Here is a 22,643-nt window from a genome sequence, read left to right as displayed (position 1 = left end):
CAAGGAGCATCCGATGACGACAATCAGCATCTCTCATGAAGAAGCCCGGGGCCAAGTCGGCACGTCTATGAAGGCTTGGCGCATACATGAGTTCGGCCCTCCGGAAATGATGCAGTTCGATCGCGTTCCCGTGCCCAGTCCGGGCCCCGGAGAAGTCCTCGTCAAAGTCCATGCCGCCGGGGTAGGGCCGTGGGATGGCTGGATCAGAGGCGGAAGGAGCGTGCTTCCGCAACCGCTTCCCCTCACGCTGGGTTCCGACCTGTCAGGAGAGATCGAGACCGTCGGGCCGGGCGTCACCGGCCTGCGCGTCGGCGATCAGGTTTATGGCGTCACTAATCCGCGCTTCATTGGCGCTTACGCCGAATATGCGCTGGCTTCGGTGAGCATGATTGCCCACAAGCCGACCACTCTCACGCACGTTGAAGCGGCCTCAGTTCCTGTAATCGCGGTAACCGCCTGGCAGGGACTGTTCGACGAGGCGCAGCTCACAGCAGGCCAGACCGTGCTCATACACGGAGGCGCAGGCAACGTTGGGGCGTACGCGGTGCAACTCGCCCGCCGTGCCGGCATTCGGACCATCACAACGGCAGCGACCGACAAAGTTGCGTTTGTGCGCGAGCTTGGGGCAGACACGGTGGTCGATTTTCAGACCGAGCGCTTCGAGGACGCGGCCCGGGATGTGGACGCAGTCCTCGATCTCGTCGGCGGCGATACGCAGAACCGCTCGTTCCAGGTCCTGCGCCACGGCGGCAAGCTGATTTCGGCCGTGTCCCAACCCGATCAGGAGCTTGCAAAGAATCGCGGCGTCGATGCGACCTTCTTCCTGGTCAAAGTCACAACCAGGCACCTGACAGAACTCACCGAGCTGATCAACCGCGGCAATCTGAGAACACGGGTAGGCGCCGTCCTGCCGCTCGCGGACGCCCGCGAGGCTCACTACATTTTGGAGGGCCGGCGTCCTCCGCCGCACGGAAAAATCGTTCTCGCCGTGGGGACTCAGTGACTGCTCTGGCTGGGCTTCCAGGCAACAGAGGAACGCGGGAGAGCCTGCGCGCCTCCCAAGACTGCGAGCTCGTTCGAGGTGGCTTCGTGGGTTTGGGCCGGACCCTCTGTTCCAGGCGAACCTGATCGCATAGTCGGTCGACGAGGCGATCGCCGCCTGAGCGGCGCCAGGTTCGCTCGTGATCGCCGCCAAGATCGACTGCAGCCACAGCGTAAATCAATCTCGCGTAAACCATGAACTACAGCCGACGCGAGATCCTCCGCCTCACCAGAGGCCTGGCCGTCGGCGCCTCCTCCATGCTGACCTTGAAGGCCCTTGCACTGGCGGCAGCGCCGAGGCCAATCCCGAAGAAAGCCTGGTGAGTCTGTTGTACGTTGGAGTGCTCACTCCCACCGGCGCGGCCGGCTTGGCGAATACCCGGTATCGGTTGAGAAACCGGGCAGTGCCTGGAGCTTGAGTTTTCCGTCGGAATCCATCCGGACGGTCCGCCTGCCGCTCGGGCACGTCCAATTTCTAGAGGGCCGACTTCGGCTGACTCGCTATTTCTTGCACGAGATTCGAAGGAGTTTTGGGACCGCCCGGTCAACTCCCGTAGCGTTCAGTCTTGATCAAGGCCGAATCTATTCCGGCCGCGATCGTTCCTTCGGCCGCCGTCTCCACGAACGGATCTGAACCACAAATCAGCACATGGCGCAGCGGCATCTTCATGGCCGAGACAACGCCCGCGATGAAAGCGGCATCAATGCGTCCAGCCCGGAATGAGTGCGCGACGGCCTCCCGCGTCAGCGTCACCATCAGGCTAAAGCCATCGTCGAAGGCAGCCAATTCCGATAGTTCGTCGAAGAACAGCAAATCCTCACGCAATCGCGCTGAGAAAACCAGAGCAACTGGAACCCTCGACCCGATCGCTGCCCGGTGGCGCAGCATCGACATGAAGGGCACCACGCCTGAGCCGCCGCCAATGAAAAGCACGGGGCCGCCATCCTCAGGGCTCCAGTTGAAGTGTCCACCGATCGGGCCGCCCAGCTCGATTTCATCGTCCACCTGCGCGGCGTCATGCATGAATGGTGAGACCTCGCCGTCGTCGAATCTTTCAATCGTGAGTTCGAGCTCTTCGGCCTTACCAGGCCCGGGCGCGGAAGCGATCGAGTAGCTGCGTTGGGCGCGATAACCGTCTAGTGCGGTCAGCCGTAGCACAAGATGCTGACCGGGCCGGAACGAAATGGGCTCCGGAAGGCGAAAGAAGAAGCTTTTCACGCGCGGCGACAGCTTCTCGATCCGCGTGATGATAGCGCTTTGCCAGTGCATCGGCGCGTCAATCGTTTGTGTAGCGCTGTTCGCGCCAAGGGTCGCCGTAGCGATGGTAGCCGCGCAATTCCCAGAAACCGAGTTCATCGCGCTCGGTGAACTGCAGCGCATTCACCCATTTCGCGGATTTCCAGAAATAGAGATGCGGCACAAGCAGCCGCGCCGGTCCGCCATGCTCGGCCGCAAGGGGTTGGCCGGCGTACTTGGTTGCCACCATCGCCTTGCCAACAAGGAGGTCGGCTGATGGCACGTTGGTGGAGTAGCCTTCATAAGAATGCGCGAGCGTGTAGGCGGTCGGCGCCTCAAGATTGGCCGCGGCCAGAAGATCGTCGATCAGTACACCTTCCCAAAAGGTGTTGAACTTCGACCAGGTCGTCACGCAATGGATGTCCCGCGTCATTTTGGTCTGCGGCAGAGCATGAAACTCAGCCCAGTTCCATTTCGTCACAATGCGTGGTCCGACTTTGAGGGTGAATGTCCAATCCTCGGTTCTGATCCGGGGCGTCGGCCCTGCTGACAAGACTGGAAAGTCTGTGACGACATGTTGACCAGGCGGAAGACGGGTAGCCTGATCGGTATTGCCCGGCCTACCGATAAAACCGCGTGTGACCATGGCGATACTCCTTTCCGGTCTCTACTTGGCACCTAAAGTTAAACTTTGATGACGTGCTTAAGTCACGATGAACGAAAGAATCGCAATTGCTGATGTCGATCATGCCGTGTTTCCGTTCATGCCGGCTGCTTCAAAGCGGTGGTGTCGACGGGTAGCGTTCGCAGGCGCCTACCCGTGGCCGCGAAGATCGCATTGGCGACGGCGGGGACAATGCATGAAGTTCCTGCCTCGCCCATGCCGCCAGGCGCTTCGGAGCTCTGAACGATGTGCACCTCGACAGCCGGCGCCTCGTTCATGCGCAGGATCTGGTAGCTGTCGAAATTGGTCTGCTCGACACGACCGTTCCTGAGCGTGATCTCGCCGTAAAGCGCCGCGGTGATGCCGAACATAATCGCGCCCTGAATCTGGGCCTCGACGGTGTCGGGATTAACGACGGTGCCGCAGTCGACCGCGCAGACGACGCGCCGAACGCGCACTGCGCCATCCTTCGCCACTTCGACCTCGGCAATCAGTGCCATGTAAGTTGCAAATGCGTTCTGTACCGAGACCCCCCGGCCGACCCGTGGCGGCTGCTTCTCTCCCCAGCCCGCCTTGTCGGCGGCAAGCTCGAGTACGGCCCTTGCTCGGGGCGTCTTGTCGAGCAGCGCGAGCCTGTATGCGACCGGGTCCTGTTTCGCCGCCACCGCCAGCTCGTCCATGAAGCTTTCGGTCACGAAGACATTGCGCGACGGTCCGACGCTGCGCCAGAACGCGGTCGGAATGCCAGGCGGCTCCACCTGCACGTATTCGACGCGCAGATTCGGGAGATTGTAGACGAGATCGATGGCACCTTCGGTCGTGTCTGGATCGAGACCATTGTTGAACGCTGGCGGCAGGTATCTCGCGATGACCGACGAGCCGGCATAGTGGTTGTTCCAGGCGACCGGCATTCCATTGCCGTCGAGGCCGGCCGACATCCGGTGGGCGAACATGGGCCGATACATGTCGTGCTGGATGTCTTCTTCGCGCGTCCACACGACCTTGACGGGACCGTCGACGTGTTTGGCGATCTCGACAGCGCGAGCGACCCAGTCTGCCTCGAGCCTGCGGCCGAAACCGCCGCCGATCAGGTGATTGTGCACGACAACCTTGTCCAGCGGGAGGCCCGCAGTCTGCGCCGCGGTTGCCTGAGCCCGCGCGAGCGCCTGGGTGCCGACCCAGATTTCGCAGCCGTCCTTGCGCACGTGGACGGTACAGTTCATCGGTTCCATCGTCGCGTGCGCGAGGAACGGAAGCTGGTAGATTGCGTCGACTTTGGTGACGGCCTCCGCCATCCCCCGGTCGACGTCGCCAATGTTTTCCGCAACGGCTCCCGACTTGAGCGACGCCTGTTCGAGCTCGGCGGCAATCGCTTCGGTGGTGAGCCCGGCGTGCGGCCCGTCGTCCCATTCGATCACCAGCGCCTCAAGGCCCTTTTTGGCGGCGCCCATGTGGTCAGCAACCACGGCGACGGCATCATCGAGCCTCACGATCTGACGCACGCCATTGACGGCGCTTGCGGCGGCATCATCGATGCTCTTCACGCGGCCGCCGAACACCGGCGACTGCGCAAGAGTCGCGACCTTCACTCCGGGCGGGCGAACATCAATGCCGAAGACCGCTGTTCCGTTTACTTTCGCGGGCGTGTCGAGACGCTTCACCGGGGTGCCGATCAGCCTGAAATCTTCAGGTCGCTTGAGCTCGATGCTTGGGGGAACCGGCATGCGGGCCGCATCGGCGGCGAGTTCTCCATAGCCAAGACGTCTCCCGGTCGCCGCGTGAACCACTTCGCCGCTTTCGGCGCGGCAGGTCGCCGGATCGACTTTCCAGCGGTCCGCAGCCGCGGCCACGAGCATGGTCCTAGCGGCCGCACCGGCCTGGCGCAGCGGCTCCCATGCCCCGCGGATCGCGTTCGAGTTTCCCGTCGCCTGAATTCCCAGCAATGGGTTCATGTAGAGCTTTTCATCGGGCGGAGCGTGCTGCAGCTGCACTTGTTTGAGGTCCACCTCCAGCTCTTCAGCGATGAGCATCGGGATCGCCGTGTAGGTGCCTTGACCCATTTCGACGTAAGGCATGATCAGGGAGATCTTGCCATCACTGCCGATGCGTACGAAGGCGTTCGGCGCGAAAACATCGCCGGCAGCCGCTTCGGCTTCGCCGGTAGCGAACGGCAGGCTGAAACCCAGCATGAGACCTCCGCCCGCAGCAGCGCAGGCCCGGAGAAAGCTGCGTCGGGAGAGAGTATTTACCGATGGCAGTTCATCCCGGACGGAGGCTTGAGACGTCTGTTGGTCGATTATCATGGCTACCTCCCTCTCAGCTCGCCGCGGCCTGCTTGATGGCCTCGCGAATGCGGACGTAGGTCCCGCAACGGCAAATGTTGCCGGACATCGCATCGTCGATATCGGCATCGGTTGGATTGGGGTTGGAAGCGAGGAGTTCCGCAGCAGACATGATCTGGCCGGACTGGCAGTAGCCGCACTGAACGACCTCTCGATCGAGCCAGGCCTTCTGGATCTTTGCGCCCTCCGCCGTCGCGCCGATCGCCTCGATGGTGGTGATCCGGGCCTCGCCAATACTGTCGATCGGCGTGATGCAGGAACGGGTGGCGACGCCGTCGACATGCACCGTACACGCGCCGCAGAGCGCCAGGCCGCAGCCGAATTTGGTGCCGGTCATGCCAAGCACGTCGCGCAGTACCCACAACAGAGGAGTGTCGTCGTCGACATCTACGCTATGCGTCTGACCATTGACTTTAATGATAAAGGCCATGATGTCTCTCCTCATCTACGATTGGCGATGTGCCGCGGCGTTACGCAGACGCACATGCGCGCTCTCCGCTATCGAGCAAATACGACGTCGCGAGCCATGACCATCGCGTGGTGGAGATGCTTGAATCCTCGGCCATGAACTGAACCGCGTTCCTGGGCGCGATGGCGATCTGGATTCGGACTGACATGTCGCCTTCTGTGTCCACCCGATCTGTTCGAATGCGCCACAAGGATCGACTGCCAGCGCAGGAAAAACTATTATACAATGGTGTTGGCAATACCTTTGGATTGTTTGCGCAGCGAGCGAACCCTCGTTGCCAGATAGCAATTCGCGATCTCTTCTGGCCGGCGCAACACGACCAAACTGGCGATCATGATCTGCACGGGTTCATTGATCTGGTTCAGCGTGGTCGTGCGCACTTTGATTAGACCCTGGCGAGGGCGCGACTGCGACGGTCGCGCATCGAGAACCTCGCTCTCAAGACGCAGTTCGTCCCCGGGTCGCACCGGACGCGGCCAGCGGAATTCGTCGAACCCAGCACCCACGATCCCGCCCGCCGGCTTGATTTCGCTGTCTACCAGGAGACGCATTGTCATGGCCGCGGTATGCCAGCCGCTCGCCGCCAATCCGCCGAAGATCGTTTCATGCGCCGCCGCTTCATCCAGATGGAAAGGCTGCGGATCGAATTTGGCAGCGAAGGCCTTGATATCCTCTTTCTCGACCACAATTCGTCATCGTGGATTGCCAGGTCGCACGGAGCTGCCTGAGCTTTCGGGATCATCGATTTGCGCCGCCGAGGTTCGATTCTGTACTCCGGGATGGTTGCCTAGTGACAGAGCCACCACCGCTGACATACCGGGCCGCAGATGATCAAGGTCCGGCTGCCCCGCGTCAAAAGTGATCTTGACTGGAATGCGCTGAACAATTCGGGTGAAATTGCCGGTCGCGTTGTCCGGTGGTAGGAGCGCAAATTGTGCTCCGCTGGCTGGTGAGAAGCTCTCGACCCGCCCCCTGAACTCTCTCCCGGGGATCGCGTCGATTGAGATTGCAATACTGTCGCCGATCCGCAGCGCCGGGATCTGCGTCTCCTTGAAATTGGCTACAACCCAGAAGTTTCGAGGCACGACCGCGACCAGCAGAGTGCCCGCGCGGACATACTGCCCAACTCTGGCCTCGCGTTCGCCGACCCAGCCGTCCGCGGGCGACTGCACGACGGTACTTTCGAGTTCGATTTCTGCCAGCGTAAGAGCCGCCGCAGCTGCGGCGATATCGGCCTCAAGCTGCGGGCGCTGGGTCTCTAGCACATGCATCTGCTGCCGAGCGGCGGCCAGATTTGCCTGCGCTTCAGCGATCTTGGCACGCGCCCGGAGATGGTCCGCTTCCGTCTGATCGCTTATAGACTGCGAAGCCCAGCCGCCCTTGTTCAGTTGTTGAGTGCGCCGAAAGTTGCGCGCGGCGCGGGTGGCATCGGCTTCGGCGCCCTGTAATGCCGCCAGTGTCTGTTCAATAGTAGCGTGCTGCAAATCGATCCGGCTGGTCAGATTGGCCAGTAGCGCGCGCTGCATGGCAACCCCGGCGGCAGCTTGGTCAACCCGGGCACGGTAGTCGCCGTCATCAATCCGGAACAGGATGTCCCCGGCTTTCACCGCCTGATTGTCACGTATGGCCACTTCCGTGATGTAACCGCTGATCCTGGGACTAATAGACGTAACATCGCCACGCACGTAAGCATTGTCGGTCGTGGTCGAAAGCAGACTTGTGAACCATCGCCCTGGAGCCATCGAAGTGGAGGCGGCGACGAATACCATCCCGGCTACGAGAAGACTGCTCAGGCCAGCGCTCAATAGCTTCATGGTATTTCTCCCATGGCGACGCTAAGCGGCCGCAAAGGTGGCGACCTGCCGATGGCGACAATCCCGATCGCTCCGATCAGCAACATGCCAACGATCAGAAGGAAGCCGTCATTGAAAGCCAGGACCCAGGCCTCGCGCCGTGCAATGGATGCCAAGAGCGCGACCGCTCGTGCCGTCGTGCCGTTGTCGTCGACCAGCCGGCTTGCCAACCCTCCCGCGAGGGTCTCCAGACGATCAGCATCGAGCGCGTTGTAGAGTGACACCTTCTCGGTAATGACGCTCGAGTGAAACTTTTCTCGCTCGGTTACGAAATGGGATACCAGGCCGATCCCGAGGGTCGTGCCACCGAGCGTCGCTATGTTGAAAACAACGGAGGCAGTCGGAAGGTCCGCGGGCTTCAGAGAGCTCGTGCCAATGACCAAGACTGGTCCCAGGAACAGCAATTGACCTATCGCAAAGACGACAAGGGTGGGGCGGAACTGCTCGGCGGCATAGAGGCCGGTGCCACCAACAGCCAAGGCCGTACCGACAGCGCAGAACGCCAGGCCGAGCGCCATGACCACCCGCATGTCAAAACAATGCATGAGCCACCAGACCAGCGGAATTGCGAGAAGCTGCGGGATCGCAGCCCATAAGAACAGTTCAGCGAGTTCCAGCGGCTGATAGCCTTGCACGACTGCGAGGAACTGCGGCACGAGATAAGCGGTCACGACCAGGCCGACGCGAAACACCAGATTGAGGGCGATCGGGATGCCGAAATTGCGCGTCGCAAGAAGCCGGGGTTGTATGATCGGCATTGGTGAAAACCGCACCAGGAACAGGAATCCAGCCCACGCGGCGATGCAAGCCGCCCCGCACCAAACAATGATTTCGCTCTCGAACCAGAATCGCCGCGTGCCTTGACTGAGGATAAGCATCAGCGTCGCGAGGGCGAGCGAGAGCAGGACCACGGCGATCCAATCAGTCTTAAGGGCGGACCAATCCGGATCAGGCTGACGCGGCACCCAGGCCCAGGCCGCGAGCGCCAACGTCGCGCCGAAACCAGCCTGGATCAGGAACAGCATCTGCCAGCCAAGGCTGTCTTCGACAAAGCCCGCCAGGACTGGTCCTATCGAGCCGGGGAACAGAAGCACGAAGGCGAGCAGGGTCACGCCGAACGGAAGTCGCGGCCCGCCCGTGACCATGAAGACGGCGACGAAGGCGGCCGGACCGAACCCGCCGGCCACGAAACCCTGGATTGTCCGCGTCGCGATCATCACTCCGATATTGGGGGCTGTGGCGCAGGTCAACGCCGTGATCGTGAAGGTGCTTGCGCTCACCGTGAGATATCGGCCGATGCTGAGGAACCTGATGAGTGGGCCGGAGGTGACGATCCCGGCGAAACTGGCCATGCTGTAGACCGTCAAGATCCAGGATGCCTCGTCTGGCGTGGAAAATAGGCCTCCCTGGATGTCGGCAATATTGGCCGAGGGCAGCTGGGCCGACAGGCTGATGAGCAGCGATCCTGCAAGGCCGGTGAGAAGAAACAGAACCTTGCTTGGTGTCAGTACGTTCGGCGTCGTCACAGCGGGAACTCCTCAATCTAAGGCATTTGGGCCCGAGGTGACCGGTCGGAGACAGCTCGTCGTGGCGGCCGTCAGAACGGTCCGGAGATCAGACGCGCGGTCCCCCACTGAAGCGGTTTCTAACCTGTGAATAGGCAACCACAACGTCACGATCGTGCCGACGCCTGGTTCGCTTTCGATGTGGAGGCGTCCTCCTGCCTCCTGGGCGAAACACATGACCATAGGCAAGCCTAGGCCGCCCAACCCGGTCGTCTTCGTAGTGAAAAAAGGATCGATGGCATGGAGCAGCGTATTGCTCGTCATGCCGAGGCCGTTGTCGGTTACACGCACCTCAATCCCCGTCGCGACGCGCCCCTGATATCGGGGAGCAGCGACAATCGAGATCACGCCGCCGTCCGGCATTGCGTCGCGCGCATTGAATAGCAAGTGCATGATAGCGCTTTGCAGGCCTGCACGACACCATGTCACGACCGGCATGTCCGTGCTGGCCTGCAGATCGAAACGGATCTTGGGCTCCCAAATGTTTTTGACCAGAAGCTCAATCTCAGTCAGGCAAGCCATGACATTGAATGCTTCGACCGGGGTGTCTCCTTCGAGAGCAAGGACCATGGCTGGCTGGACGAGGATCGGGACGTCGTGTGCAGATTTCATCGTAATATCGCTGACCTAATTTGCGTTCGGACGCTCTCCGGCTGCGCAGCGGTTGACAACGCGAGGTGGAAGTTGGGCTCTTGCAGGTACAAACGGTACTCGTCGCCGAGGCACCGCGTCGTCATCGGCCGCGCGGTCTCGGCATTGCGCGCCTCGCGTCGACCGGGACCATGCGGCGCTCGTAGGCTGGTCCGGGGCCGCGCATGTAGTGGCACTCCGGCCGGTAGCGAGGTGCGACGAATTCGCGAAACGCTGATAGAAGCTGCGTGATGAGAGACAAGAGTGTCATGACGCGATTTTCCTTTCCACTGAGCACGTCTGCATGGTCGGATGCCATGCACAGAGTCATGCAAGTGAGGAGGCAAATCTATTGCACGATGGTGTCGCCAATACTTTGGCATCAGTGTGCACGACCAGCGTGCCGCATCAGCTACGTGAAGCTGTGGGAGCGCAATCCCGTTCGTCTTCGCGACTTAGATGATGCTGGTTGCGTAAGTCGAAGTGACCCAATGACGGCGAGTTTCGAGTACGCGGGTGTCGGCGCAGTCGATTGTGAACTTGTTGTCAACCCCGTTACAGGCCCGGGCCCATCCATGGCGCGATCATCTTCCGCATCACGGCAGCGCTCTACGACGCCGAGATTTCCCTCAAAGACGGACTGGTTGAGCAGACCCGCTTCAATACTTCCAACTCTCCCGCATCGATAAGGAGGCCGATCATTAGGTGCACATCTCCAAAGTACCGAACCGCCGGGCGGGATGGCCAAGGCCGGTAACTCGGCGATCGTGGCCGCCATCACGTTAGAGATCGAGAGGGTTGACGCCCAGGACCAGACACCTCGGAAAAACGCGGGGACTTCCTGCGCGACCTGGCACGCGTTCGGCTGCTAGCCTGCGGAGCGGATCAGCAAATCCAAGGATTCGCACACAACCGGTACGCACCTTTAAGGCCGAACGTGGAGAGCGCGCATATGCATCGGCCGTGTCGAGTTGCATATAGCGGTCATGCGATCCTCCCGCATGCGAGCACCCATGCTCCAGACCCTGCTAACACATTGCGGCTCGTATCTATGTTGATGAGCGGGATCGACTGCTCACCGCACCAAACCAATCCAAAAGTATCGCCGACACCATGGTGCAATAGATTTGTCTCCGCGGAAAGTCGATCTGTCTAGCCACATCCGCAACTTGCTATTGAGAAGGAGATCAACCATGCCCCATAAGGTCGCTGTTCTGGTAGGAAGCCTCCGCGCCAACTCGCTCAATCGGAAGGTAGCCGAGCTGCTTGTCCGCACGGGACCCAATGACCTCAGCCTGGAGATTGTCGGCATCGGTGATCTGCCGCTCTACAATGAAGATCTCGACGAGAACGCGCCGCGGGAGTGGCAGGCGTTTCGGGAACGGATCAAAGCGTCAGATGCTATCTTGTTCGTGACGCCGGAGTACAACCGGTCCGTCCCGGGAGTGCTCAAGAACGCGATTGACGTGGGCTCCCGTCCAGAAGGCGCAAGCGTTTGGGACGGAAAACCGGGAGGTGTAATCACGGTTTCACCGGGCGCAATAGGCGGGTTTGGCGCTAATCACCATCTCCGCCAGACGTTCGTTTTCCTCAATGTGCCGGTCATGCAGCAACCTGAAGCCTATTTGGGCCGCGCAGACGAAATTTTTGATGCGAGTGGCGCGCTGGCAAACGAGAGGACCCGCAAATTTCTCACCAATTTCATCGAGGCCTACGCCCAGTGGGTAACTACGTGCCTAGCCATCTCCCGGCGGACCGTTGCGCCGAGGCTCGCGGCCGAGGTCGAATACAAGGGCTTCGATGGACCGCAGACGGTGATGCGTATCGAGGCAATGACTCCCGCACCAAGGCCGTGACGCGATCCTGCCGAACCAGCCCGGCCGCCATTGATATAGTGCGAGTGCCATATATTGTTCCTGTCGTATCCGGATCGATCCGTTCACTTAGGTAACGCTTCAAGCACGAGGACGCTGGAATTGAAAAAGGGATCTGACCTCCTCGTCGCTGCCCTCGAGAACGAAGGCGTGGATCGGGTCTTCGGTGTGCCCGGCGAAGAGAACCTCGATGTCCTGGAGTCGCTGCGCACGTCGCATATCGAATTGATCCTCACCCGACACGAACAGGCCGCCGGGTTCATGGCAGCCACACATGGACGCCTGACAGGGCGGCCAGGCGTGTGCATTTCGACGCTCGGGCCCGGCGCGCTCAACTTTTCGACTGCCGCCGCCTACGCCCATCTTGGCGCCATGCCCATGATTATGATCACTGGGCAGAAGCCAATACTTACAGCCAAGCAGGCCCGTTTTCAGATCGTCGACGTGATCGGGTCGATGCGGCCGCTGACCAAGATGACGCGGCAAATTGTCAGCCCGCGCAGCATTCCGACCGTGGTTCGCGATGCTTTCAGGGTTGCGGCGGAAGAGCGTCCAGGGCCCGTTCATCTGGAGCTCCCCGAGGATGTCGCTGGCGAGCAGATCCCGTTCGTTCCACCCGTTCCGGTGCATCCGCTTGAACATCCCGTCGCCCATCCGGACGCGATTTATCGTGCGGCGGATATGATAGTGGCGGCCAAGCGTCCACTGATCGTGATCGGCGCGGCTGGAAATCGCCCCCGCCTGGTTGCGCCGCTCTCGGAGTTCGTGCGGCGGATGCGCATCCCGTTCTTTAACACGCAGATGGGCAAGGGAGCAGTCGACGGCGGCTCGAACCTCTATGTCGGAACGGCAGCACTTTCCGAGCGCGATTACGTCCATGACGCGATCGAAATTTCGGATCTGATCATCGCCATCGGACACGACACGGTTGAAAAGCCGCCATTCCTCATGCGCGACGAGGGCGGTCCGAAAGTCATCCATATCGGGTTTACGTCCGCGACAGTCGAACGGGTGTTCCACCCCGACGCCGAAGTGGTTGGCGATATCGGCGCGACGGTGACTGCCTTAGCCGATCGGCTCGATGGCAAGCTCAGTGCCGACACTTCGATCATAGCGCTTCGGCCGACCATTCTCGCCTCGATCAATGATCGTAGTCAGGAGGATCGTTTCCCGATCACGCCGCAGCGCATCGTGCATGATGTCAGAACGGTTATGCCTGAGGACGGCATAGTCTGCCTGGACAACGGCATGTACAAGATTTGGTTCGCCCGCAACTACCGCACCCATCACGCAAACACGTTGCTTCTCGACAACGCGCTGGCGACCATGGGGGCAGGACTGCCGTCCGCGATCATGGCGTCGCTTCTGTATCCGGAACGCCGCGTGATGGCCGTGTGCGGGGACGGCGGCTTCATGATGAACTCTCAGGAACTAGAAACGGCTGTTCGCCTGAAGCTGAATCTAGTGGTGATGATCCTGAACGATTCTGCTTACGGCATGATCCGCTGGAAGCAAGCGGTTGATGGATTTCCCGACTTTGGACTCACATTCGGAAATCCCGACTTCGTCCGTTACGCTCAGTCCTATGGTGCTAGCGGTTCCCGCGTCGGCGCTGCCGAGGATCTCGTTCCAACGCTGGAGATGGCTTTCAAGGAAGGCGGCGTCCATCTGGTAGACGTCCCGATCGACTATTCGGAGAATGCTCGTGTCCTCGTCGAAGAATTGCGTAGCCATTTTGCGAGCAAGGAATCGCAACGAAGCGAACTTGATGCCGCCCCTCGCGCTGGTAGGGTATAGACTGCGGCCCTTCCGGTTTGTCGCGACAATCATTCCACGACGACGAAGTTGACGAGCCGGCCAGGCACGGCGACTTCCTTCGCTATGTGTTTCCCCTGAAGCAGTTCGGTCACGCGCGCGTCAGCCTTGATTGTTTCAAGGAGACTGGTAGCGGACAGGCCGGCATCTGCGAGCACTCTATGACGGAGCTTTCCATTGACCTGAACGGCATACTCACGAAGTTCGTCCTCCGCCAATACTGGATCGAATGACGGCCACTGTGCATACGCAAGTGACGCTTCGTGTCCCAGGAGCCTCCAGAGTTCTTCCGCCACATGCGGTGCGAAGGGCGCGAGCAGCAGCACGAACGTTTCGACCACAACACGAGGCTTATGCTCGAGCGAAATCAATGCGTTCGACATCTCCATAAGCCTGGCGATCGCTGTGTTAAATCGGAGAGCCTCGATATCTTCCGTAACGCATCGGACGGTCTTGTGATGGAGGCGCAGGATCTCCGGAGTTGGGTCGGTGTCGCACACTTGAGCGTTCAATGCGTCCTCATCGTCCACGACGATACGCCACGCCCTGTTGAGAAAACGACTTACGCCAACCACACCTGACATTTGCCAAGGCTTGGCGACATCGAGCGGTCCCATGAACATCTCGTAGAGCCGCATGGGGTCGGCACCATAGGCATCGATCACCTCATCGGGATTCACGACATTGAATCTCGACTTCGACGTTTTCTCGATCTGCTGCGTCACCGAGGTTTGATCAGCAAGCCATTGACCATCACGTTCAATGACTTCGTCGGGACGGTAATATTTTCCGGCGCGATCTCGGTAGGATACGGCGAGAATCATGCCTTGGTTGAAGAGTTTCTGAAACGGCTCTTTGGTTGAGACGACGCCAATGTCGAACAGCACCTTATGCCAAAAGCGGGCGTACAGCAGGTGCAGTACAGCGTGTTCGGCTCCGCCAATGTAGAGATCGACGGGTAGCCAATATTTCTCTTTTTCAGGGTCGATCAGCGCGTGATCATTTTTGGGATCAGCAAACCGAAGGTAGTACCAACATGATCCCGCCCATTGTGGCATCGTGTTGGTCTCTCTCATAGCCGGCAGCTTGCTGTGCGGATCGGTTGTATGCACCCAGTCTTCGGCTCTTGCCAAAGGTGGGTCGCCTTTCTCCGTTGGCTTGTACTCATCAAGCTCAGGTGGCAGCAGCGGAAGGGAGTCTTCGGGGAGCGGGACAATTGCGCCATCTGCCCGGTGGAGGATCGGAAAGGGCTCGCCCCAGTACCGCTGCCTCGAAAACAACCAATCGCGTAGCCGGTATTGCACACGGCCTTGGCCCAGACCGCGTTCTTCCAGCCACGTGATAGCCGCCTTTTTTGCCTCAGCACCCTTTAGACCGCTGAGGGGTCCCGAACTGACGAGCAAGCCGTCGCCTTCCCATGGCCGCGTGTGAATATCGACCTCAGCCGGAGCTTTGATAACTTCGGTTATACAAAGCCCATTGGCGCGGGCGAACTGATGGTCACGATTATCGTGTGCGGGCACCGCCATTATGGCGCCGGTGCCATAGCCCATCAGGACATAGTCAGCGACCCATATTGGAATTTGGAGGTCGTTCGCAGGATTGATCGCGAAAGCGCCTGTGAACACCCCCGTGCTGGACCGCTCCTCCGCCCTTTCCACCGCGCTGAGCGTCCTTGCCTGATCGATATAGGCTTTGACGGCTCCCCGCTGGGCGGATGTCGTAACCGTCAGCAGGAGAGGGTGCTCGGGCGACAGGACGATGAAGGTCGCCCCCCAAAGGGTATCCGGCCGAGTGGTATAAGCCGTGAGGATGTCCCCGCTGTCCGCGAGGACAAACTTAACCTCCGCACCCTCGGACCGTCCGATCCAGTTGCGTTGCATGGCCTTGATGCCCTCAGGCCAGTCGAGATCGTCCAGGTCGGCCAGGAGGCGATCGGCGTACGCTGTAATCTTCAACATCCACTGGCGCATTGAGCGGCGTTCGACAGGCTCACCGGTCTCGATGTATTTGCCTTCCTTGACCTCTTCGTTGGCCAACACCGTGCCTTGGGCTGGACACCAATTCACGGCCACGTCAGCCTGATACGCGAGGCCGCGTTCGAACAGCTTTAGGAAGATCCATTGCGTCCACCGAATAAACCCGGGGTCCGTGGTCGCCAGCTCTCGGCTCCAATCATAAGAGAAGCCGAGGCGCTTGATCTGACCTTTAAATGTTTGGATGTTCGTCCTGGTCGTGATCGACGGATGGACGCCCGTACGAACGGCATAGCGCTCTGCTGGCAAACCGTAAGCATCCCACCCCATGGGATGCAGGACGTTGAATCCCCGCATCCGCTTGTATCGAGCAACAATATCGGTCGCGGTGTAGCCTTCCGGGTGGCCGACATGCAGTCCTTCGCCCGATGGATAGGGAAACATATCCAGCACATAGAATTTCGGCTTGGCGAGGTCGACCTCCGTCCTAAAGGTCTCGTTTTCGTCCCAGTACCGCTGCCATTTCGGCTCAATTCGCTTGGGGTCATACGACATTCAGCAGAGTCCGCTTGTTGCGCTGTCGGCAGTCTCGATCACGTACTTGGATACATGGCATGGAATGTCATCGCTGCCTCGTTTTAGGTAGTTTGACGCGAGTGCAGCCAGCGAAAAAAAGCCCACGACAAACACGCTGTGTGTAAACGATCGAGGCTGCGGCAGCGAGGGATCTTCGCTCCAGTAACCCGATCGAACGATCGGCGAGAAAGGTCACCGCGAAAATTCCTGTTTGGCGACAGTCTTGCAAGCCTTGTCATGGGTCCCCCTTGTTCGCGGCTCTTGGCCTTGCCTCGTTCAAAAACCCTCGACGTCGATCACTGCCTGAGCAAAGGCCTGCGGTGCTTCCTGCGGCAAATTGTGACCGATATTCCCCTCGATCAGCCGATGCTGATACTTGCCTGAGAACTTCTTTGCATAGGCACTGGGCTCCGGATGAGGCGCGCCGTTGGCGTCGCCCTCGAGTGTGATCGTGGGCACGGTGATTATGGGACTTTGTGCGAGCCGCCGCTCAAGCTCTTTAAACTCTAGCTCGCCTTCAGCCAGCCCGAGCCGCCAGCGGTAATTGTGGATCACGATCGCCACATGATCCGGATTGTCGAACGCAGCAGCGCTGCGGTCGAAGGTCGCGTTGTCGAAGGTCCATTTCGGCGAAGCGATCTGCCAGATGAGTTTTGCGAAATCGCGCGTGTATTTCTCGTAACCGGCCTGGCCGCGATCGGTTGCGAAATAATACTGGTACCACCATTGCAGCTCCGCCTTCGGCGGCAGCGGCATCCTGTTGGCCTCCTGGCTGCCGATCAGATAACCGCTCACGGAAACCAGAGCCTTACATCGCTCCGGCCACAGCGCCGCGACAATGCAGGCAGTCCGCGCGCCCCAGTCACAACCGCCGATGGTTGCCTTCCCGATCTTCAGAGCATCCATCAAGGCGATGATGTCGAGCGCGATCGCCGATTGCTGGCCGTTGCGGACCGTCTCACTTGAAAGAAAGCGCGTCGTGCCATGACCGCGCAGATATGGCACGATCGCGCGGTATCCCTTCGACGCAAGCAAGGGCGCGACATCGACATAGGTGTGGATGTCGTATGGCCATCCGTGCAGGAGAATGACTGCAGGACCATCGGTGGGACCGGCCTCGGCATAGCCGACGCTCAGCACGCCGGCGTCGATCTGATTCAATGGCCCGAAAGGTGTTGCTGGCTCTTCGGTTGCCTGCTGTGCTGCTGCCGGAGCGACCAGACCGAGCTGAGTGGCTGCGACAGCCATCGCGGCGGTGCCTAAGAATCGGCGGCGATCTTGGTCGATCCCATCCGGGATATTGAGCGAATGCATTTGGGAAACCTCTATCGTTGTGCAGGCAATCAGCCGAACGTGAACGCGAAGACCTCCACATCCGAGTCGAGAAACTCGATCTCGAACTGGCGATCGACGATGGGATGCGGTTGGCGGATCAGTTGGTACAGGCGCTGCTCCGTCACCGTGCCTTCGCCTTTTTCGTCAATGTCAATTCCGTGAGCAGCGCCTGGCGGCTGTCCGTCGATCAGCACCCGAAATCTCACGGAAGTTCCCGTCGCTGCCGGCCCCATGACGAGATGAAGATCGCGTGCGTGAAAACGATACGCGAGCTTTCCATTGGACTTATTGAGTACGGCGTTCTCCTGCCTTACCGTCCAATCCCCAGATAGCCCCCATTCATTCACGCGTAGCCGTTCCGGCACTTCGTAGCTGCCCGGCTCGTCCAAGACCAGTTCGCCGCTGGACGCAAAGTTCCGGGTGCGTGCGTGGCCGAGATAATTTTCTGGAGACTTGAGGTTGTCCCAATCGGCCGCCGCTTCGATACCGCGGACATCTACCGACAGGGGCCTACTGTCGAACCCGCCGGCTCCAGCCTCGGCAAGCAACTCCTGGATGATCTTTTCCGATTGTTCGTATGAGCCTTCGCCAAAATGATGATGCCGAACATGCCCTTGTGAATCGATGAAATACAGCGCTGGCCAATAGTGGTTGTTAAAGGCACGCCATATGGCATGATCGCTGTCGACGGCGATCGGATAATCAACTCCCAAATCCTTCGCGGCGCGACGTACATTGTTCAGGTCTTTCTCAAACGAGAACTCCGGTGAATGGACGCCGATCACCACCAAACCTTGATCGCGATACTTCTCCTCCCACGCTCGGACATAGGGTTGTGCTCGAAGCCAGTTGATGCAGGTGTAGGTCCAGAAATCTATGAGGACGACCTTTCCCTGCAAAACGGACGCCGAGAGCGGCGGTGAATTGATCCACTCGTCCGCACGCTCGAGAGAAGCAAGCGCGGATTGACCCGCAACAGCGCCGGTGGAAAGCCCGTGAAGGAACGGAACCTCTGCCTGTTTGGAGGTAATGGGCCGCGTCATATTCGTATCTCCCAGAAAACCTGCAATCGATGCGCCGATTGCCATCGCGAGTACCGCGGCTACCAACAACCTGATAGTTTTCATCATGACGCCTCTGGGTATGATCGAAATATCGCGCGCGCACAGGAGCGGGCACAACGCGCGCGCCGAACTTCTCAAAGTGGCAGCGGCTTGCCGGCTTGCTCCGCAACCATGTACTCGGCGTACCAGTCGGGCCAGTTCTCGTCGCGCTGGCCGCCGTTGCGCTTCTCGTGCTCGCCGTGGGCTAACGCCGCGCGCCACATTGCGGCCGCAAGGTCCGCTACCGAAGCATAGTCCGTCGTATTGGAATCGACCCGGCCAGGGAGCCGGGTGGTGACCTCCTGCAGCAGCCACTCGTTGCCGTCAGGATCCTTGAAGGTTGCGTAAGAGGAATAGCTCTGCCGCTCCGGATGCCTGCCGCTGAGCGCTGGTTTGCCCGGACCGGCGCGGTGGAACACTTCGCTCACCTCGACGCCGTGGCCAATGAGTTCGGCGCGCGCGGCGTCAATGTCCGACACGACGAGGAAAAGCCCGCTTGCGGAGCCGGGCGCGGCCGACGTGATGCCGGTGCCGAAATGGATCGAGGCCGGCGAGCCCGGAGGCGTGAACTGCATCGCCCGGAACGTGTCGCCGACGACGAAGTCGCCGTCGAGCCTCCAACCCAGGCCTTCGTAAAACTGCTTGGAGCGTGCTGCGTCCGAAACTGGGATAACCACGGCCTCGAGCTTCATGTCGAGCGTCCGCGTTCCGGGAGTTTCGATCGGTTTTTCGCTATGCGTCTGAGTGGTGCTGCTCATGTCGATCTCCTTAGGTTTAACCTGTTGAGCGTTGAACGCGTCCGAGCTGGGGCCAGGTACGCGAGCCTCAGAAATCTTGTCGGAGCGGTCGGAACGCCGCACGCAACTCGGCGGAAAACAGTTCGGGCTGCTCCCAGGCGGCGAAATGACCGCCCTTGTCGACCTCATGAAAGTAAATCAGGTTTGGATAGGCGCGCCGGGCCCACGTCTCCGGGGCCAGATAAGTTTCCTCCGGAAAGACCGTGATGGCCACCGGCAGCGCGATCTCGAGGGTCCGCTCGACGGCCGCAAAAACGACGCTGCGTCCACCGTACTCCCAATACAGCCGCCCTGCTGAGGTCGCGCTGTTGCTCAGCCAGTACTGCGTAATGTCGTCCAGCACCTCGTCCGGGGTCTTTTCGGGATCGCTGTTGTCGTATGTCCAGCGCGAGAAGCCCGGATGTCCGAGCATCCACGCCGCGAGGCCTGTGGGAGAGTCATTGATGGCGTAGCCGATCGTCTGCGGCCGGGTGCCCATCATCGTAGCGTAGGATCTGTTCCCCATCTTGGCTGCAGCGCTGAGCGCGTCAAACGCTGCGCGTTCCTTATCCGTGAGTCCCGTTGGCGCTGGCCCGCCGACGGCGAGCACCGCGGCAATCTCGGGCGGCACCACCGCCGGCAAGTTAATATGAATGCCGAGCAGACCTGTCGGCGCCTGGCGCGCCATCGCGCTGGAGACGGGGGAGCCCCAGTCGCCACCCTGTGCGACGTAGCGGGTGTAACCCAGGCGTTTCATCAGCTCCGCCCAGGTTTGCGCGATGCGATCAGGTCCCCAACCCGTCTCTGTCGGTTTGCCGGAGAAGCCATATCCCGGCATCGAAGGCAGGACGAGATCGAACGCGTCCTCCGCTCGTCCGCCATGAGCTGTGGGATCCGCCAGCGGGCCCACGGTCTTGAGCAGTTCGAACACCGACCCGGGCCAGCCATGCGTCATGATCAGCGGCAAAGCATTGGGATGCTTCGAGCGGACGTGAATGAAGTGAATGTCCACGCCGTCGATCGTTGTCATGAATTGAGGCAGGGTGTTGAGCTTGGCCTCGGCCTTTCGCCAGTCGTAGCCGGTGCCCCAATACTTGACGAGCGGCTTCAGCTTCGCCAACTGTATGCCCTGCGACTGGTCATCGACCGTCTCGCGATCCGGCCACCGTGTTTCGGCGATGCGCCGACGAAGGTCTTCGAGCGCCGCTTGCGGGATGCCGACGGTGAAGGGCCGGATCGAGCGATCTTCGGCCGCACTGGCGTTGGCCAAGGCGGAAAAGATGCAAAGCCCGAATGCCAGCACGGTCGCCAACTTGTGGAGCTTCATGGCTGAATCTCCTTGCCCGGCGAGTGGAACGTCACCGTTTGCTTGGTGAAGACGTTACCTTCGGCGTCCACCACCTCGACTAGGACCTTGTGCTGGCCGCGCGGCATGCCCACCAGGATGATGGTGTCGCTCTGACCGTAATCCGCCCACGCCCAGGGCAGGTCGTCCACGGTGAGGTGCAGGTGCCCGACCCGCGGAGATACGTTGCGCGCGGCCGGCCCACCCACAGGCAGGATGCGCAAGTTCTCCACCCGGTACGGGATGAACACCACGCCCCCGGCCAACGGACCCGGAAGCGGCGGCTCCACCGTCAACTCGGGCGAGGGTTCGTTGTCGACGGGAACAACCGTGCTTTGCCCGGAAGCACCGGTGGTGAACACAATATACGCTGCGACCACGGCAAGCGTCTTGGTGAGCAGGTTCATGGCAGTCTCTCCTTTGGAGATTCGCTACGGGTTATTCGCCTTGCGGAGGGCGACGCCCGTCCGGCGCGTCACCCTCGCCCAACCTCACGTCCGCAACGTCTTGAATGAAGCGCGCACCTCATCGGTGAAGTACTTCGGCTGTTCCCATGCCGCGAAATGGCAGCCCTTGGGCGGGCGGCCGTAATGCAGGAGCTTCGGGAACGCGCGCTCGGTCCAGCTCTTCGGCGCGGTGTAGATTTCGCTCGGGTACGCGCTGACGCCGACGGGAATGGTGATGCCTTTGGCGTCAAAGAAGCCCGCCGTCGCCGTTCGCCGGTGTTCCCAATAGAGTTGGGCTGATGAGACGGCCGTGTTGGTCAGCCAATAGAGCGTGATGTTGTCGAGGATGTCGTCACGGGTGAGGCCCTCCGGCTCCCCATCGAAGGAGCGGGCTATCAGTGCATAACTGTCCGCATCGTGATCGAGAATCCATGACGCCAGGCCGGCCGGTGAATCGACGGTCCCGTAGAGCGTCTGCGGACGAAGCGCCATCTCGTTGGCGTAGCCCAGGCCGAATTTGTAGAAAAAGGCGACCTGTTCGTAAGCACGCTTTTCGTCGGGTCCGAGATCGGCGGGAGGCGGACTGCCGGCGGCAAGCGCCTTCACAATCTCGGGCGGAATGGTCGCTGGCATATTGGTGTGGATGGCGATCAGCTCGGGAGGCGCCATCAGAGCCATCTGTTCGGTGATGAGGGCCCCCCAGTCGCCGCCCTGTGCGACAAACCGGTTATAGCCGAGGCGCCTCATCAGCACGGTCCACGCTTTCGCGATGCGTATCGGATCCCAACCGGTTTGGGTCGGCTTGCCGGAAAAGCCGTAGCCCGGCATCGACGGGATCACCACGTCGAATGCATCCGCTGCGGTGCCGCCGTGGGCCGTGGGGTTGGTGAGCGGATCGATGATCTTCAGCATCTCGATGACCGAACCGGGCCAGCCGTGTGTGATGATGACCGGAAGGGCGCCCTGATGCTTGGACTTTACGTGGATGAAGTGGATGTCGAGGCCGTCGATCTCGGTGATGAAATGCGGCAGCGACTTCAGATGCGCCTCGCACTTGCTCCAATCGTACTCGGTTCCCCAGTACTCGATGAGTTTCTGCATCGTGCCAAGTTGCACGCCTTGTGTTTCACCTTCCGGCGAGGACGACCAGATCCGCCGAGAAGCTTCGTCGGAGACCAACTCGCGCTCGGGCCAACGCGTGGCAGCGATGCGTCGGCGCAGATCGTCGATCTCCTCCTGCGGGAAGCTGACGGTGAAGGGGCGGATTGAATCACCGCCTGCCGCCGCGAACAACGTCCCGGGCAGCATGTTGACGCCCCCAACGACAGCCGCGGCCGCAAGCAATTCACGCCGTGTCGGTGATAGTGATGCTGCTGACATGATGTCCTCCATTGTTTACCCGACTGTTTCGGATGCAGAGACAGAGTTCAAATGTTTGGGAAACAAATCTATTGCACAATGGTATCGCCAATACTTTTGTATTGTTTGGCGGACTAAGCGGGTTGATTCTGATAGCTGAATTTACATTAAAGAAAACATGCGTTCGACTTTGAAGTGAGGCTGCATCGCCGCACCTTCGTGCCATCAGGTGACGGC

The 22,643-nt window shown here is 60.3% G+C and carries 19 protein-coding genes; 3 read left to right on the top strand and 16 right to left on the bottom strand.

Annotated elements, in window-relative coordinates; genetic code table 11:
• The first annotated feature begins 13 nt into the window (after nt 1-13).
• Nucleotides 14-1,003: an NADP-dependent oxidoreductase gene (locus tag AC0L2B_RS14560; RefSeq protein ID WP_373420453.1), complete on the top strand. Its 990-nt coding sequence runs from the start codon at nt 14-16 to the stop codon at nt 1,001-1,003.
• Between the two features lie 582 nt (nt 1,004-1,585).
• On the opposite strand, the gene AC0L2B_RS14555 is transcribed toward AC0L2B_RS14560, so the two are convergent.
• The 9 genes from AC0L2B_RS14555 to AC0L2B_RS14515 form a co-directional block, all read right to left on the bottom strand.
• The gene (locus AC0L2B_RS14555) at nt 1,586-2,311 is read right to left on the bottom strand and encodes a ferredoxin reductase (RefSeq protein WP_287237839.1); all 726 of its coding nucleotides are present in this window, start codon (nt 2,309-2,311) and stop codon (nt 1,586-1,588) included.
• A gap of 7 nt (nt 2,312-2,318) precedes the next feature.
• On the bottom strand, nt 2,319-2,924 hold the full coding sequence (locus AC0L2B_RS14550; protein WP_031255890.1) for a sulfite oxidase-like oxidoreductase: 606 nt from the start codon (nt 2,922-2,924) through the stop codon (nt 2,319-2,321).
• A gap of 116 nt (nt 2,925-3,040) precedes the next feature.
• Nucleotides 3,041-5,245 carry a xanthine dehydrogenase family protein molybdopterin-binding subunit gene (locus AC0L2B_RS14545; protein WP_473745825.1) on the bottom strand — a complete coding sequence of 735 codons (2,205 nt, stop codon included), beginning with the start codon at nt 5,243-5,245 and terminating at the stop codon, nt 3,041-3,043.
• A gap of 13 nt (nt 5,246-5,258) precedes the next feature.
• Entirely contained in the window at nt 5,259-5,714 is a 456-nt protein-coding gene (locus tag AC0L2B_RS14540) for a (2Fe-2S)-binding protein (RefSeq protein WP_023801694.1), read from the bottom strand.
• Between the two features lie 257 nt (nt 5,715-5,971).
• Nucleotides 5,972-6,439, bottom strand: coding sequence for a MaoC family dehydratase (locus tag AC0L2B_RS14535; protein ID WP_023801693.1), 468 nt, complete (start codon nt 6,437-6,439; stop codon nt 5,972-5,974).
• Between the two features lie 6 nt (nt 6,440-6,445).
• Nucleotides 6,446-7,567: an HlyD family secretion protein gene (locus AC0L2B_RS14530; protein WP_023801692.1), complete on the bottom strand. Its 1,122-nt coding sequence runs from the start codon at nt 7,565-7,567 to the stop codon at nt 6,446-6,448.
• On the bottom strand, nt 7,564-9,132 hold the full coding sequence (locus tag AC0L2B_RS14525) for an MFS transporter (protein WP_473745824.1): 1,569 nt from the start codon (nt 9,130-9,132) through the stop codon (nt 7,564-7,566). The genes AC0L2B_RS14530 and AC0L2B_RS14525 overlap by 4 nt, the downstream gene beginning before the upstream one ends.
• Before the next feature lie 12 nt (nt 9,133-9,144).
• Nucleotides 9,145-9,783, bottom strand: a complete 639-nt coding sequence (locus tag AC0L2B_RS14520) for a sensor histidine kinase (RefSeq protein ID WP_473745823.1) — start codon at nt 9,781-9,783, stop codon at nt 9,145-9,147.
• Between the two features lie 121 nt (nt 9,784-9,904).
• On the bottom strand, nt 9,905-10,072 hold the full coding sequence (locus tag AC0L2B_RS14515; protein WP_198032864.1) for a hypothetical protein: 168 nt from the start codon (nt 10,070-10,072) through the stop codon (nt 9,905-9,907).
• Between the two features lie 922 nt (nt 10,073-10,994).
• Here AC0L2B_RS14515 and AC0L2B_RS14510 point away from each other — a divergent pair.
• A complete protein-coding gene (locus AC0L2B_RS14510; RefSeq protein ID WP_128174002.1) occupies nt 10,995-11,657 on the top strand; it encodes an NADPH-dependent FMN reductase in 663 nt (220 codons plus the stop codon).
• Nucleotides 11,658-11,777: 120 nt separating this feature from the next.
• A complete protein-coding gene (locus tag AC0L2B_RS14505) occupies nt 11,778-13,472 on the top strand; it encodes an acetolactate synthase large subunit (protein WP_128174025.1) in 1,695 nt (564 codons plus the stop codon).
• Between the two features lie 29 nt (nt 13,473-13,501).
• On the opposite strand, the gene leuS is transcribed toward AC0L2B_RS14505, so the two are convergent.
• From leuS to AC0L2B_RS14470, 7 genes are all read right to left on the bottom strand, one after another.
• Entirely contained in the window at nt 13,502-16,021 is a 2,520-nt protein-coding gene (gene leuS / locus AC0L2B_RS14500) for a leucine--tRNA ligase (protein WP_473745822.1), read from the bottom strand.
• Between the two features lie 297 nt (nt 16,022-16,318).
• On the bottom strand, nt 16,319-17,356 hold the full coding sequence (locus AC0L2B_RS14495; protein WP_473642858.1) for an alpha/beta fold hydrolase: 1,038 nt from the start codon (nt 17,354-17,356) through the stop codon (nt 16,319-16,321).
• 29 nt (nt 17,357-17,385) lie between these two features.
• A complete protein-coding gene (locus AC0L2B_RS14490) occupies nt 17,386-18,507 on the bottom strand; it encodes a thioredoxin family protein (RefSeq protein ID WP_128174000.1) in 1,122 nt (373 codons plus the stop codon).
• 68 nt (nt 18,508-18,575) lie between these two features.
• Nucleotides 18,576-19,238, bottom strand: a complete 663-nt coding sequence (locus tag AC0L2B_RS14485; protein WP_473745821.1) for a VOC family protein — start codon at nt 19,236-19,238, stop codon at nt 18,576-18,578.
• Between the two features lie 67 nt (nt 19,239-19,305).
• Nucleotides 19,306-20,583 carry an epoxide hydrolase family protein gene (locus tag AC0L2B_RS14480; protein ID WP_287237833.1) on the bottom strand — a complete coding sequence of 426 codons (1,278 nt, stop codon included), beginning with the start codon at nt 20,581-20,583 and terminating at the stop codon, nt 19,306-19,308.
• On the bottom strand, nt 20,580-21,008 hold the full coding sequence (locus tag AC0L2B_RS14475; RefSeq protein ID WP_473642866.1) for a DUF6130 family protein: 429 nt from the start codon (nt 21,006-21,008) through the stop codon (nt 20,580-20,582). The genes AC0L2B_RS14480 and AC0L2B_RS14475 overlap by 4 nt, the downstream gene beginning before the upstream one ends.
• Nucleotides 21,009-21,092: 84 nt before the next feature.
• Nucleotides 21,093-22,427 carry an epoxide hydrolase family protein gene (locus tag AC0L2B_RS14470; RefSeq protein ID WP_473745820.1) on the bottom strand — a complete coding sequence of 445 codons (1,335 nt, stop codon included), beginning with the start codon at nt 22,425-22,427 and terminating at the stop codon, nt 21,093-21,095.
• Between the last annotated feature and the right edge of the window lie 216 nt (nt 22,428-22,643).

Source organism: Mesorhizobium sp. WSM4815, assembly GCF_055811575.1.
This window is presented reverse-complemented; position numbering and strand designations above follow the sequence as displayed.